The sequence below is a fragment of the Pseudomonas cavernae genome, from assembly GCF_003595175.1.
Classification (GTDB): domain Bacteria; phylum Pseudomonadota; class Gammaproteobacteria; order Pseudomonadales; family Pseudomonadaceae; genus Aquipseudomonas; species Aquipseudomonas cavernae.
The window spans coordinates 4,152,780-4,166,173 of record NZ_CP032419.1; the positions used below are offsets into that span (position 1 = coordinate 4,152,780).

At 65.0% G+C, this 13,394-nt stretch carries 11 protein-coding genes and 3 tRNA genes; 7 read left to right on the forward strand and 7 right to left on the reverse strand.

Going from position 1 to position 13,394, the window contains the following annotated elements:
• Window positions 1-33: 33 nt before the first annotated feature.
• The 4 genes from D3880_RS18885 (at window position 34) to D3880_RS18900 (ending at window position 2,731) form a co-directional block, all read left to right on the forward strand.
• Complete coding sequence (locus D3880_RS18885; RefSeq protein ID WP_119894960.1) at window positions 34-660, forward strand: DUF1780 domain-containing protein; 627 nt, start codon at window positions 34-36, stop codon at window positions 658-660.
• On the forward strand, window positions 657-1,151 hold the full coding sequence (locus D3880_RS18890) for an MOSC domain-containing protein (RefSeq protein WP_119894961.1): 495 nt from the start codon (window positions 657-659) through the stop codon (window positions 1,149-1,151). The genes D3880_RS18885 and D3880_RS18890 overlap by 4 nt, the downstream gene beginning before the upstream one ends.
• 41 nt (window positions 1,152-1,192) lie before the next feature.
• A complete protein-coding gene (locus D3880_RS18895) occupies window positions 1,193-1,366 on the forward strand; it encodes a DUF3094 family protein (protein ID WP_119895784.1) in 174 nt (57 codons plus the stop codon).
• Between the two features lie 63 nt (window positions 1,367-1,429).
• Complete coding sequence (locus D3880_RS18900) at window positions 1,430-2,731, forward strand: NAD(P)/FAD-dependent oxidoreductase (protein WP_119894962.1); 1,302 nt, start codon at window positions 1,430-1,432, stop codon at window positions 2,729-2,731.
• 111 nt (window positions 2,732-2,842) lie between these two features.
• Here D3880_RS18900 and D3880_RS18905 read toward each other — a convergent pair.
• The 3 genes from D3880_RS18905 to D3880_RS18915 all read right to left on the reverse strand — a co-directional run bounded on the left by D3880_RS18905 (window position 2,843) and on the right by D3880_RS18915 (window position 3,085).
• Window positions 2,843-2,918, reverse strand: a tRNA-Lys gene (locus tag D3880_RS18905).
• Between the two features lie 5 nt (window positions 2,919-2,923).
• Window positions 2,924-3,000, reverse strand: a tRNA-Pro gene (locus D3880_RS18910).
• Window positions 3,001-3,009: 9 nt separating this feature from the next.
• A tRNA-Asn gene (locus tag D3880_RS18915) sits at window positions 3,010-3,085 on the reverse strand.
• A 191-nt stretch (window positions 3,086-3,276) separates the two neighbouring features.
• Here D3880_RS18915 and D3880_RS18920 point away from each other — a divergent pair.
• The gene (locus D3880_RS18920; RefSeq protein ID WP_119894963.1) at window positions 3,277-5,706 is read left to right on the forward strand and encodes a DUF1631 domain-containing protein; all 2,430 of its coding nucleotides are present in this window, start codon (window positions 3,277-3,279) and stop codon (window positions 5,704-5,706) included.
• 9 nt (window positions 5,707-5,715) lie between these two features.
• Window positions 5,716-6,048 carry a PilZ domain-containing protein gene (locus tag D3880_RS18925; RefSeq protein WP_119894964.1) on the forward strand — a complete coding sequence of 111 codons (333 nt, stop codon included), beginning with the start codon at window positions 5,716-5,718 and terminating at the stop codon, window positions 6,046-6,048.
• A gap of 50 nt (window positions 6,049-6,098) precedes the next feature.
• Here D3880_RS18925 and clpB read toward each other — a convergent pair whose 3' ends face one another.
• The 3 genes from clpB to rluD form a co-directional block, all read right to left on the reverse strand.
• Entirely contained in the window at window positions 6,099-8,663 is a 2,565-nt protein-coding gene (gene clpB, locus D3880_RS18930; RefSeq protein WP_119894965.1) for an ATP-dependent chaperone ClpB, read from the reverse strand.
• 146 nt (window positions 8,664-8,809) lie between these two features.
• A complete protein-coding gene (gene pgeF, locus D3880_RS18935) occupies window positions 8,810-9,532 on the reverse strand; it encodes a peptidoglycan editing factor PgeF (protein WP_119895785.1) in 723 nt (240 codons plus the stop codon).
• A gap of 10 nt (window positions 9,533-9,542) precedes the next feature.
• Window positions 9,543-10,517 (reverse strand): 23S rRNA pseudouridine(1911/1915/1917) synthase RluD, encoded by a 975-nt coding sequence (gene rluD, locus D3880_RS18940; protein ID WP_119894966.1) that lies wholly within the window; start codon window positions 10,515-10,517, stop codon window positions 9,543-9,545.
• A 148-nt stretch (window positions 10,518-10,665) separates the two neighbouring features.
• Between rluD and D3880_RS18945 the strand changes: the two genes are divergently transcribed.
• Window positions 10,666-11,682 carry an outer membrane protein assembly factor BamD gene (locus tag D3880_RS18945; RefSeq protein ID WP_119894967.1) on the forward strand — a complete coding sequence of 339 codons (1,017 nt, stop codon included), beginning with the start codon at window positions 10,666-10,668 and terminating at the stop codon, window positions 11,680-11,682.
• A 67-nt stretch (window positions 11,683-11,749) separates the two neighbouring features.
• On the opposite strand, the gene D3880_RS18950 is transcribed toward D3880_RS18945, so the two are convergent.
• On the reverse strand, window positions 11,750-13,381 hold the full coding sequence (locus D3880_RS18950; RefSeq protein WP_119894968.1) for an NAD+ synthase: 1,632 nt from the start codon (window positions 13,379-13,381) through the stop codon (window positions 11,750-11,752).
• Window positions 13,382-13,394: the final 13 nt, after the last annotated feature.

The following is a 13,394-nucleotide window of genomic DNA, read 5'->3' on the forward strand; positions in this document are numbered from 1 at the left end:
GCACCGGCGAAAGCTGCGGGCTAAGCTGGAGGCATGGAAGAATCGGACTACCTGCGCCTGCTCACCTACCAGGCCGAACAAGCCAATCTGCTGCTCTCCAATGGCCGCAAGTGGGAGCGCGAGCGCTGGGTTTGTCAGCGCCTGCTGCAGGCGCTGAACGTCAGCCATCGCAGCGAAGAGTTCAACAGCGGCCAGGAGCCGCCCGACGTGCTGTTCCGCGACGCCTGCTTCGAGGTGTTCTTCGTCCTCGATGCCGGCCGCCGCCTGAACGAAGAGTGGCGCGAAGAACTGCAGCGCCGCCGCCGGGCCTTCTCGCTGAGCCAACTGATCCGCCGCGAGGCACGCCCGAAACGGATTTCCGCCGCCGAACTGCAGGCGCTGCTGGCCCCGACACTGCGCAAGAAGGCCCACAACTACCGCGAACGGGGCCTGGATCTGAGCGAGCTGGACATGCTCGCCTACGTCAACCTGAAACTCGCGATTCCCGATTTCAACACCGGCTTTCCACCGCCCAGCGAGTATCTGCGCCAAGGTTGGCGCTCGCTGTCGCTGGTCGGCCCGACCTTCGCCCGCGTGCTGTTCGCCCACACCGATGCCCCCGATTTCCTGCGCAGCAACCTGGGCCGTAGCGTGCTGTTCGATCTCGGCATCAGCCTATGAGTTCGCTGCAGGAGCTGCTGGCCGATGTGCCGCAGCGCGGCCGGGTGCGCTGGCTCGGCGTGCGTCCGCAGGCACGCGCGCCGATGCTCGAACTGCAGGCAGTCGAAGCCCGCCGCGACGCCGGCCTGACCGGCGATCACAGTCGCCCCGGCCCGCGCAACACGCGACAAGTAACGCTGATCCAGTGGGAACACCTGGCGGTGATTGCCGCCCTGCTCGGCCGCGCGGCGGAACAACCGCTGCGGCCCCAGGAGCTGCGCCGCAATATCGCCATCAGCGGTATCAACCTGTTCAGCCTCAAGGGCCGGCGCTTTCGCATCGGTCAGGCGGTGCTGGAAACCACCGGCTGGTGCCAGCCTTGCGCACGCCTGGAACAGCATCTGGGCCATGGCGCGTTCCAGGCCGTGCGCGGGCACGGCGGCATCACCGCCCGGGTCCTGTGCAGCGGCATTATTCGCCTGGATGACGAAGTCTACGTTGAGGCGCCGTGAAACGGCCGGCTAGAATGCCGACAGCCCTTAGCGAGGTTTCCATGACCAGCCGCCTCAGCCCCGAAGACCAAGCCCGAGTCGACCACTACCTGAGCGCGCCGCAGCATCAGGTCGAACGCAAGCCGTTCCGCCCCTGGTTGCTCCTGGCGATCGTCCTCGCCAGCGTCATCGGATTAGGCCTGCTAAGCCGTCTTTTGAGCCGTTTAGTGCTATGAGCTGCCTCGCGCTCGCCTTCTCGGCCGTCCACAGCATTCCCCAAAGCCTTGTGAGACTGTGCCATGTCCCATCGTATTGTGATTGTCGGCGGCGGCGCCGGCGGCCTGGAGCTTGCCACCCGCCTGGGTAGAGCCCTGGGTAAACGCGGCCTAGCCAAGATCGTGCTGGTCGACGCCAACCTGACCCATATCTGGAAACCACTGCTGCACGAAGTGGCGGCCGGGTCGCTGAACTCCTCGGAAGACGAACTCAACTACGTCGCCCAGGCCAAGTGGAATCATTTCGAATTTCAGCTCGGGCGCATGGCTGGGCTGGATCGCCAGCACAAGCGCATCCGCCTGGCCGCCACCCGCGACGAGGATGGTGGCGAACTGCTGCCCGAACGCAATCTGGACTACGACAGCCTGGTGCTGGCAGTCGGCAGCACCACCAACGACTTCGGCACCCCCGGTGCCGCCGAGCATTGCCTATTTCTCGACACCCGCGCCCAGGCCGAGCGCTTCCACCGCCAGCTGCTCAACCATTACCTGCGCGCCCATGCCGAGCCGGGCCGGACCAGCGAACAGATCAGCGTCGCCATCGTCGGCGCCGGCGCCACCGGCGTGGAACTGGCCGCCGAGCTGCATCATGCCGCGCGCGAGCTGGCCGCTTATGGACTGGATCGCATCCAGCCGGAGAACATGCGCATCACCCTGATCGAGGCCGGCCCACGGGTACTGCCGGCGCTGCCGGAGCGCATCAGTCAGCCGGTGCATCGGCGCCTGGAACAGCTCGGCGTGACCGTGCTGACCAATGCGGCAGTCAGCACGGTCACTGCCGAACAGCTGCATACCAGTCAGGGCCAGGTGATTCCGGCCAGCCTCAAGGTCTGGGCCGCCGGTATTCGCGCCCCGTCCTTCCTGCAGGACCTGGATGGTCTGGAAAGCAACCGCATCAACCAGCTAGTGGTACGCCCGACCCTGCAAACCACTCGCGACGACGACATCTTCGCCCTGGGCGACTGCGCCGCCTGCCCGCAACCCGGCAACGAGGGACGCAACGTGCCGCCGCGCGCCCAGGCCGCGCACCAGCAGGCATCGCTGCTGGTGAAGAGCTTCAAGCAGCGGCTGGCCGGGCAAGCGCTGCCGGAATACCACTATAAGGATTACGGCTCGCTGATCTCCCTGTCGCACTTCAGCGCCGTCGGCAATCTCATGGGCAGCCTGATGGGCAGCGTCAAACTCGAAGGCTGGCTGGCGCGGATGTTCTACATCTCGCTGTACCGCATGCACCAGATGGCCTTGTATGGCGTATCCCGCACCCTGCTGCTGATGCTCAGCGACCGCATCGGCCGCAGCACCGAACCACGCCTGAAGCTGCACTGAGGCGCAGGCCCGCCGCGCATGGGCTCAGCCATGCGCGGTGAACAGCGCAAATCCTGAAATGCAGACATAGCAAAACCCCCTCGAGGCTTGCGCCTGGAGGGGGTTGCTGAATGGTGGGTCGTGTAGGATTCGAACCTACGACCAATTGGTTAAAAGCCAACTGCTCTACCAACTGAGCTAACGACCCAAAAATGGTCGGGGTAGGGGGATTCGAACTCCCGACATCCTGCTCCCAAAGCAGGCGCGCTACCGGACTGCGCTATACCCCGGCTGGAATTTGGCTCCGCGACCTGGACTCGAACCAGGGACCCAATGATTAACAGTCATTTGCTCTACCGACTGAGCTATCGCGGAACTACGTATTCCAAGCTCTGCTGCGTGGATTCGCGCTTCAGAGGCGCGCCATTTTACGTTTCGCGGCGAGCCTGTCAACCCTCTAAACGTCTTTTAAGACAAGGATTTGCTGCAATGCGCTGGGCGACTATATTCTGCTTGGTGTCATCACAGCGGACGTGCAGCCGTCAGGCTCCTGCTCAGGATCGTCAATGAACAACAATCAGGGCAACCCGCCGAATATTCCCAAGCCGCCACCGACCTTGGCCAGCCGGGCGATTCAGCCGCGCTTCGGCGAACTGGTGCAGAGCTGCCGCAAACTGGCGATGAATCGGTTGGCCGAGCATCTCACCGGAGTCTTCGGCCAGGTTGACGACACCCTGTTCGAGTGTGCGGAAAAGGCCGAGAACAATCAGATCCAGACGCTGTTCTTCGACAACATGCGCGAGATCCGTCGCCAGCGCCCGCAGATCGAACGGCGCTACCACCAACAGATCGCCCAGAACTTCGCCGATTTCCTCGAAGGCAAGCTCAAGGAGCAGGAGCAGCCCGACGAAGTGGATGCCGAACACCTGGCTCTGGTGCAGAACGAGGACTACGAGGAAAGCCTGCAGGTGACCAACATGGTCAGCCGGGTCAAGGCCCGCTGTGCCCAGCAGCTGTTTGCCCTCGAGCAGCGCCTGGCCGTGCTGAACAATGGCCAGAAGCTCGGCGAAGACAGAAACCCCTTCGGCCCCCAGGCCATTGCCCAGGCCTTCCGCGAAGCCCTGGCCCCCTGCCCGTTCCCGCTGCGGATCAAAACCGTCCTTTACATGCTGTTCGACCGCCATGTCATGCAGAGCCTCGACAGCCTCTACGAAGCGATGAACCAGCGCCTGATCGAGGCCGATGTGCTACCCAATCTCAAGTACAGCGCGCAACGCAAGCCCAGCGCCGTGCGACCGACACCGACACTAACACCGACACCGACACCGACACCGACACCGACAACAGATTCTATTGCCCCGACGGCGCCAGTACAGACGACAGCCGCGCCGGCAGGCGGCGCTCAGCCCACCACGAGTCCGCCGCCAGCGACAGGCCCGACAGCCGGGCCGCCACCCGCGCCGAGCGCGGCCCCAAGCGCCCCGGCGGCCTTTGATTTGAGCGCTCCACCGCCCAGCGACCCCAGCGCCCTGTTCAGCGGCCTCGCCGCCCTGCTCAGCGAATACCGCCAGCATGAGGGCGACGCGCCTTTGCTGGGTGGCACACGCAGCATCGCCAGTTTCGGCCCCCGCGGGGCGACGCGCACCTATAGCGCCAACGAACTCCTGGAAGCGCTCAACCGCTTACAGGAAAAGTCCGCCCACGAGCTGGCGCAACGCCTGCAACACCCGCAACCCGTGGAAGAACTCAAGGCCGACCTGCAAGCCCAACTGGAAACGCACAGCAGCCTGCCAGGCCAGCAGAAACTGTCCGATCAGGAAGCCGACGTCATCGACCTGGTGGGCATGCTCTTCGACTTCATCCTCGACGACGAAAACCTGCCGGACATCTGCAAGACTGCGCTGTCGCACCTGCATACGCCTTACCTGAAGGTGGCCCTGCAGGACAAGGCGCTGTTTACCCAGCATCATCACCCGGCCCGCCGCCTGCTCAATGCCATGGCCCAGGCCGGTGTGCTGTACGGCAGCGAAGGCGATGAACGGGGCCTGTTGGCGAAGATGCACTGGGTGATCGAACGGGTGATTCAGGGTTATAGCGGCGATCTGGCGCTGTTCGACAGCCTTCTCGAGGAGTTCAACGAATACGTCGGCACCCTCAAACACAAAGTCGACCTACGCGAACGGCGCGCGGTGGAGGCGGCCAAGGGTCGCGACAAACTGCTCGACGCCCGCCAGCAAGCCGTCAAGGTCATCGGTAAGGCCCTGCAAGGCCGCGAGTTGCCGGCCATCATCCGCCACTTCCTGGAGTTGACCTGGACCGATGTACTGGTGTTCATCCATCTGCGCCTTGGCCCGCACAGTGCGGAATGGCGGCGTGCCTGCGAAGCAGCCGAACAACTGGCCTGGAGTGCGACCCCGCTGGATGAGCAGGACCGCGAGCACCTGCAACGCCTACGCGTGACGTTGCTCGACAACCTGCGCAAAGGCCTGGAACTGCTCGGCGGCTACCATGACGACGGCATCCGCCGCCTGCTGCAGGACATCGTGGCCTGCCAGCACGCCGTGCAGGCCAAACAACCCGAAGTCGCCGCCAGACTCGAAGCGCAGCTGCCGGAAAGCCCACTGGGCGCCATGCTCGGCGAGGATGCCGCGCTGCTCGACAGCCCGCCGCACTCCGGCCTGTCACTGCATGCGCAACTGCTGGCCAAGGAGCTAACGCGCATCGAGTTCGGCACCTGGTTCGAATTCGCCAATGGTGATCAGCCCCGTATGCTCAAGCTGTCCTGGTTCAGCCCGACCACCCACAATTACATGTTCGTCGACCACAGCGGCCAGCGTGTGGCGATCAAGCCCCTCACCCTGCTGGCCAACGAAATGGAACAAGGCTTGGCCCGGATCGTTCCGCCAGAACGCAGCGCCCCGCTGGTGGATCGCGCCCTCACCGCCATCTACCGCGTCCTACAGCGTTTCACCGGCCGCGTAGCCGAGCCCAGCTAAGGAGCCGCAATGGATGATCGTCGTCAGCACAGCCGCCGCAGTACCGAGCTGCAGCTGGAAGTTTTCGATCTGCACTCGCAGCAACATCTGGGGCGCGTGGTGGACCTCTCCGCCGACGGCTTCATGCTGTTCAGTAACCACCGGCAGAATGTCGATAGCCTGCTCGAATGCCGCCTGGTCACCGAGCAGCCCATCGACGGTATCGGCGAGATCAAACTCGGGGCCGACTGCCTCTGGAGCCGCCCCAGCGCCGATGGCAAGCATGCCTGGTCCGGTTTCCATATCATCGACCTCGCGGAAGACCAGGCCGCCGCGCTGGAGATACTGCTCAAACACCTGTGAGCAGGCAGAAAAAAGCCCCGCCATGCGGGGCTTTTTTCTGCCTGCAAAGCTCAGACGAAGACGATCTCCCCGCCCTCTACCTTGGCCGTGATGCTGGCGCCCGGAGCGAACTCGCCGGCCAGGATCTGCTGCGCCAGCGGGTTCTCGATCCAGCGCTGGATCGCCCGCTTCAGCGGCCGCGCGCCGTAGACCGGGTCGTAACCGACGGCGACCAGCTTGTCCAGGGCCTCGCCACTCAGCGCCAGGCTCAGCTCGCGCTCGCTCAGGCGCTGACGCAGACGCTGCAGCTGGATCTCGGCGATGCCGGCGATCTGCTCGCGGCCCAGCGGCTCGAACACCACCACCTCGTCGATGCGGTTGATGAACTCCGGCCGGAAGTGCGCGCTCACCGCATCCATCACCGCGGCGCGCTGCGCCTCGCGGTCGCCGACCAGCTCCTGGATCTGCACCGAGCCGAGGTTCGAGGTCATCACCACCACGGTGTTGCGGAAGTCCACGGTGCGCCCGTGGCTGTCGGTCAGACGACCGTCCTCGAGCACTTGCAGGAGGATGTTGAACACATCCGGATGGGCCTTTTCGACCTCGTCCAGCAGCACCACCGAGTAAGGCTTACGGCGCACCGCCTCGGTCAGGTAGCCGCCCTCCTCATAGCCGACATAGCCCGGCGGCGCACCGATCAGCCGCGCCACGGAATGCTTCTCCATGAATTCGGACATATCGATGCGCACCAGCGCCTCTTCGGTGTCGAAGAGGAATTCCGCCAGCGCCTTGCACAGCTCGGTCTTGCCCACCCCGGTAGGACCGAGGAACAGGAACGAACCGCTCGGCCGATTGGGGTCGGACAAGCCGGCGCGCGAGCGGCGCACGGCGTTGGCCACCGCCACTACCGCCTCGTCCTGGCCGATGACCCGCTGATGCAGCAGGCTTTCCATCTTCAGCAGTTTCTCGCGCTCGCCCTCGAGCATCTTGGCCACCGGGATGCCGGTCCACTTCGACACCACCTCGGCGATCTCCTCGTCGGTGACCTTGTTGCGCAGCAACTGCTTCTCGGTCTTGCCGTGCTGATCGACCATCTGCAGGCTGCGCTCGAGGTCGGGAATGATGCCGTACTGCAGTTCGGCCATGCGCTGCAAATCTGACTTGCGCCGGGCGTTTTCCAGCTCCTGCTTGGCCTGCTCGATCTTCTGCTGGATCTGCGCCGAACCTTGCACTTCGGCCTTCTCCGACTTCCAGACCTCCTCGAGGTCGGCGTATTCCTTCTCCAGCTTGGCGATGTCGTCTTGCAGCTTGGCCAGGCGCTTCTTGGTGGCCTCGTCGTCTTCCTTCTTCAGCGCCTCACGCTCGATCTTCAGCTGGATCAGGCGGCGCTCCAGGCGATCCAGCGCTTCCGGCTTGGAGTCGATTTCCATGCGGATGCGGCTACCGGCCTCGTCAACCAGATCGATGGCCTTGTCCGGCAGCTGGCGGTCGGTGATATAGCGGTGGCTGAGCTTGGCCGCGGCGATGATCGCGCCGTCGGTGATGGTGACGCCGTGATGCACCTCGTAGCGCTCCTTGAGGCCACGGAGGATGGCGATGGTGTCTTCTTCGCTCGGCTCATCGACCAGCACCTTCTGGAAGCGCCGCTCCAGCGCCGCATCCTTCTCGATGTACTGGCGATATTCGTCCAGCGTGGTGGCGCCGACGCAGTGCAGCTCGCCACGCGCCAGCGCCGGCTTGAGCATGTTGCCGGCATCCATGGCGCCCTCGGCCTTGCCGGCGCCGACCATGGTATGCAGTTCGTCGATGAACAGGATGATCCGCCCTTCCTGCTTGGACAGGTCGTTGAGCACCGCCTTCAGACGCTCCTCGAACTCGCCGCGGAATTTGGCGCCGGCGATCAGCGCGCCCATATCCAAAGACAACAGGCGCTTGTCCTTGAGGCCGTCCGGCACTTCGCCGTTGACGATGCGCTGGGCCAGGCCCTCGACGATGGCGGTCTTGCCGACGCCGGGCTCGCCGATCAGCACCGGGTTGTTCTTGGTCCGCCGCTGCAGGACCTGGATGGTGCGCCGGATTTCGTCGTCACGGCCGATCACCGGGTCGAGCTTGCCGTCTTCGGCACGCTTGGTCAGGTCGACGGTGTATTTGTCCAGCGCCTGGCGCGCCTCCTCGGCATTCGGGTCGTTCACGGCATCGCCGCCGCGCAGGTTGGCCACCGCGTTTTCCAGGGCCTTCTTGCTCACGCCCTGGGCGAGCAGCAGCTTGCCCAGGCGGGTGTTCTCGTCCAGGGCGGCGAGCAGCACCAGTTCGCTGGAGATGAACTGGTCGCCCTTCTGCTGCGACAGGCGATCGGCCTGGTTGAGCAGACGGGCCAGATCCTGCGAAAGATTGACGTCGCCGGTGGGGTTCTGGATTTTTGGCAGGTGATCGAGCTCTTTGTTCAGCGCCTGGCGCAGGCCGGGAATATCGAAGCCCACCTGCATCAGCAGCGGCTTGATCGAGCCGCCCTGCTGTTCCAGCAGGGCCTGCATCAGGTGCAAGGGTTCGATCGCCGGATGATCGAGGCCGACGGCGATGGATTGGGCGTCGGACAGGGCCAGTTGCAGCTTGCTGGTCAAACGGTCTATTCGCATGGGTTCATCCTTCCTTTAAGAAGCAGGCTGGCGCGCTCAATCCGCCGGTACCGAAAGCCTGCCGAGATACCAGTCTAGATAGGGATGATTGTGCAGAGTTCAAGCCGGCGGACTTTGACCGGGGTCGGCGCGGCGGCCGGGAGGCGTCAGTCCAGCCAGATCAGACTGGCGAAGCGCCCGGTGCGCGCCGCCCGGCGATAGGAATAGAAGCGTGGATCATGGACGGTGCAAAAGCCGCCGCCATAGACCGCGGTGACGCCACGGGCGGCCAGACGGATGCGCGCCAGCTGGTAGATATCGGCCATGTGCCGCCCCGGATTGGCGCTCGGGCGGAACGCGGCGGTCGCCTGCGGATGGCTGGCGACGAAGGCGTCGCGCACCTCGGCGCCAACCTCGAAGGCCGCCGGACCGATGGCCGGGCCGAGCCACACCAGCACCTCGTCGGCCGGCAGCGCCAAGGCCTCGAGGGTGGTCTCCAGCACGCCGCCGGCCAGCCCGCGCCAACCGGCATGGGCGGCGGCCACCCGGGTGCCGGCGCGGTCGCAGAACAGCACCGGCAGGCAATCGGCGGTCAGGACGGTGCAGGCGATGCCGGGCGTGGCGGTCCAGCTGGCGTCGGCTGCGGCGACCTGCGCGGGGTCGGCGTGCGCTACCTGCACGCCATGTACCTGGCGCAGCCAGGCCGGACGGCAGCCCAGCTGGACGGTCAGGCGGCGACGATTCTCGCCGACGGCGGCGGCTTGGTCCTCGACATGGTCGCCGAGGTTGAAGCTGTCGAATGGCGCCTGGCTGACGCCACCGGCACGGGTGGTGACGCAGGCGCGCACCTTGGCCGGGGCCGGCCAGTCGGGGATGAGCCAGTCGCGCAGCGGCGCCGACTCAGCCGACAAAGGCTTCGCGATCCTGACGCAGCAGGGTCAGCAGCCAGACGAAGTCATCCGGCAGCGGCGACTCCCACTTCATCCGCTCACCGGTCACCGGGTGGTCCAGTTCGAGGAAGCGCGCATGCAGGGCCTGCCGCGGGAAGCTCTTGAGCTCCTGCACCAGGGTCGGGCTGGCCGCTGGCGGAATGCGGAAACGCCCAGAGTAAAGCGGGTCGCCCACTAGCGGAAAGCCTACATGGGTCATGTGCACCCGAATCTGGTGGGTACGCCCGGTTTCCAGTTTGACCCGCGTGTGGGTGTGCGAGCGGAAGCGTTCGAGCACCCGGTAATGGCTGACCGCCGGCTTGCCGCCGTCAGTCACCGCCATGCGCTGGCGCTGGGTGCCATGGCGGCCAATCGGCGCATTGATCTTGCCGCCGGCGGTGATCACGCCGATGACGATGGCCTCATAAATGCGGCTGACCGTGCGCTTTTGCAGCTGATCGACCAGCTTGGTCTGCGCCTGCAGATTCTTGGCCACCACCATCAGGCCTGTGGTGTCCTTGTCCAGGCGGTGGACGATGCCGGCGCGCGGCACGTTGACCAGGTCCGGCACGTGATGCAACAGTGCGTTCAGCAGGGTGCCGTCCTGGTGCCCCGCCGCCGGATGCACGACCAGCCCGGCGGGCTTGTCGAGCACCAAAATGTGCTCATCCTCGTAAACGATATTGAGCTCGATGTCCTGCGCCAGCCACTCGCCCTGGGCCTCCTGCTCGGCCTCCAGGACCAGCACGCTGCCGCCATACACGGTGTCGCGCGGGCGCAGCACGGCGCCATCCACCAGCAGGTGGCCGTCCTTGATCCAGGCGGACAGACGGGAACGGGAATATTCACCGAAGAGCTGCGCGGCGACCTGGTCGAGGCGTTGCCCGCCCAGGTCGGAGGGCACTTCGGCGCGAAGTTGAATAAGCGACTTATTGATTGCGGACATGCTCGCCAACAGCGGGGGCGTAGCCTTTGGTTTCGGCTACGCGCTTGTGGTTAAATACGGCGTCTTTTTGTCCCGGGGCTACCGGGGCCCCATCATAACAGGACGGCCCTGGCCAAGACAGCCAACCGTCACAGGGACGCAAGCCGCTATGCAAGTGAAACACCTGCTGCTGATCGCCATCCTCGCCCTCAACGTTGCCTGTTCGTCCAAGGATGTGGTCGACGAGAACCTCAGCGAGGCCGAGTTGTACCAGCAGGCACAGGCCGATCTGGACAACAAGAGCTACACCAGCGCCGTCAACAAGCTGAAAGCCCTGGAATCGCGCTACCCGTTCGGCCGCTATGCCGAACAGGCGCAACTCGAACTGATCTTCGCCTACTACAAGAACATGGAGCCGGAGGCCGCCAAGTCCGCCGCCGAGCGTTTCATCCGCTTGCATCCGCAACATGCCAACGTCGACTACGCCTATTACCTCAAGGGCCTGGCCGCCTTCGACCAGGACCGCGGCCTACTCGCGCGCTTCCTGCCGCTGGACATGACCAAGCGTGACCCGGGCGCGGCGCGCGACTCCTTCAACGAATTCGCCCAGCTCACCAGCCGCTACCCGAACAGCCGCTACTCGCCGGACGCCAAGCAGCGCATGGTCTACCTGCGCAACCTGCTGGCCGCCTACGAAGTGCATGTCGGCCACTACTATCTGAAGCGCCAGGCCTACGTCGCCGCCGCCAACCGCGGCCGCTACGTGGTGGAAAACTTCCAGGAAACCCCGGCCGTCGGCGATGGCCTGGCGATCATGACCGAAGCCTACCAGCACCTGCACCTCGATGACCTGGCCGCCAGCAGCCTGGAAACCCTGAAGCTGAACTACCCGGACCACCCGAGCCTGGTCGACGGCCAGTTCGTGCCACTGGAAGAGGAAGCGGACAACCGCTCCTGGTTGAGCAAGGCCACCCTTGGCCTGATCGAGACTGACACGCCGCTGCCGCCGGGCGAAACTCGCGCCAGCCAGGATGTGATCAAGCAGTACGAAGAGGCCCAGGAGCAAATTCCGGACAGCCTGCAACCGGAAAGCCAGGAGGCCGTCGAGGAAGAGCAACACGAGGCGGAAGGCAACAACGCCGAGCGTTCCTGGTGGAGCTACATGACCTTCGGCCTCTTCGACTGACGCTGCCGAACGCATAAAAAAGGGAGGCCCACGGCCTCCCTTTTCATTTGTGGATGACTCGCCGCCCTCAGTCGCCGATACGCCAGCCCGAAGTAATCGGATAACGCCGGTCACGGCCGAAGCCACGCTGGGTCACCCGCACACCCACAGCCGCCTGCCGGCGCTTGTACTCGTTGAGATCGACCAGACGCAGCACGCGGCGCACGGTGTCCTCGTCGAAGCCCTCGGCGATGATGGCATTGGCCGACAGGTCGTACTCGATATACAGCTTGAGGATCTCGTCGAGCACCGGATAGGGCGGCAGCGAATCCTCGTCCTTCTGATCCGGCGCCAGCTCGGCGGACGGCGGACGGTCGATGACCCGCTGCGGAATCACCGCGCCGAGGCTGTTGCGATAGTCGCAGAGGCGGAACACCAGGGTCTTGGGCACGTCCTTGAGCACATCGAAGCCGCCGGCCATGTCACCGTAGAGGGTGGCGTACCCCACCGCCATCTCGCTCTTGTTGCCAGTGGTCAGCACCAGGTAGCCCTTCTTGTTGGAGATGGCCATCAACAGGGTGCCGCGACAGCGGGCCTGCAGGTTTTCCTCGGTGGCGTCGCGGCCGAGGCCCTCGAACACCGGCGCCAGGGTGCCCATGAAGGCCTCGACCATCGGCGCGATCGGCAGCACCCGGTAGTGCACGCCGAGCAGGCGCGCCTCGGCTTCGGCGTCCTCCAGGCTGATCTGCGCGGTGTAGCGGTAGGGCATCATCACCGCCTCGACGCGCTCGGCGCCCAGCGCATCGACCGCCACCGCCAGGGTCAGGGCCGAGTCGATGCCGCCGGACAGGCCGAGCACCACCCCTTTGAAACCATTTTTCTGCACGTAATCGCGCACGCCGACCACCAGCGCCTGGTAGACGCTGGCCTCCAACTCCGGCAACGGCGCACAGCTGGCCGGACGCGGTCGCACCTGACGCTCCGCATAGCTGAAGTCGACCGGATAGAGGCCCTCGGTGAAGGCCGGCGCACGCTGGCTGACCTGGCCATCGACGCCCATCACGCAGCTGCCACCGTCGAACACCAGCTCATCCTGGCCGCCGACCTGATTGACGTAGAGGATCGGTATGCCGCCCTCACCAACCCGCTCGGCCAGCACTTCCTCGCGCTCGCGCTGCTTGTCGAGGTGGAACGGCGAGGCGTTGAGGCTGAGCATCAGCTGGGCGCCGGCGGCCCGCGCCTGGCGCATCGGCTCGGCGAACCAGATGTCCTCGCAGATGGTCAGCGCCACCGGGATGCCCTTGATATCCACCACGCAGGCTTCGTGGCCCGGTTCGAAATAGCGCTTCTCGTCGAACACCCGGTAATTGGGCAGCTTCTGTTTGTAATAGCTGGCCAGCACCTCGCCATCGGCGATCGCGGCACAGGCGTTGTAGCGCAGCTCGCCGTCCAGCCAGGGATAGCCGACCACCAGGTAGATGCCGCGCACTTCGTCCTTCAGGCGCTGCAGACCATGCTCGATGCGTCGCTGCATGCTCGAGCGCAGCAGCAGATCCTCGGGCGGATAGCCGCACAGGGCCAGCTCGGGGAACACGATGACATCCGCCTGCCATTGGTCGCGGGCAATCCCGGCCGCCTCGATGATGCGCTCGACGTTGCCGTGCACATCGCCAACTCGCAGGTTCAGCTGGGCCATCACGACCCGCAGGGTTTGGCTCATCACCGCCTCCATC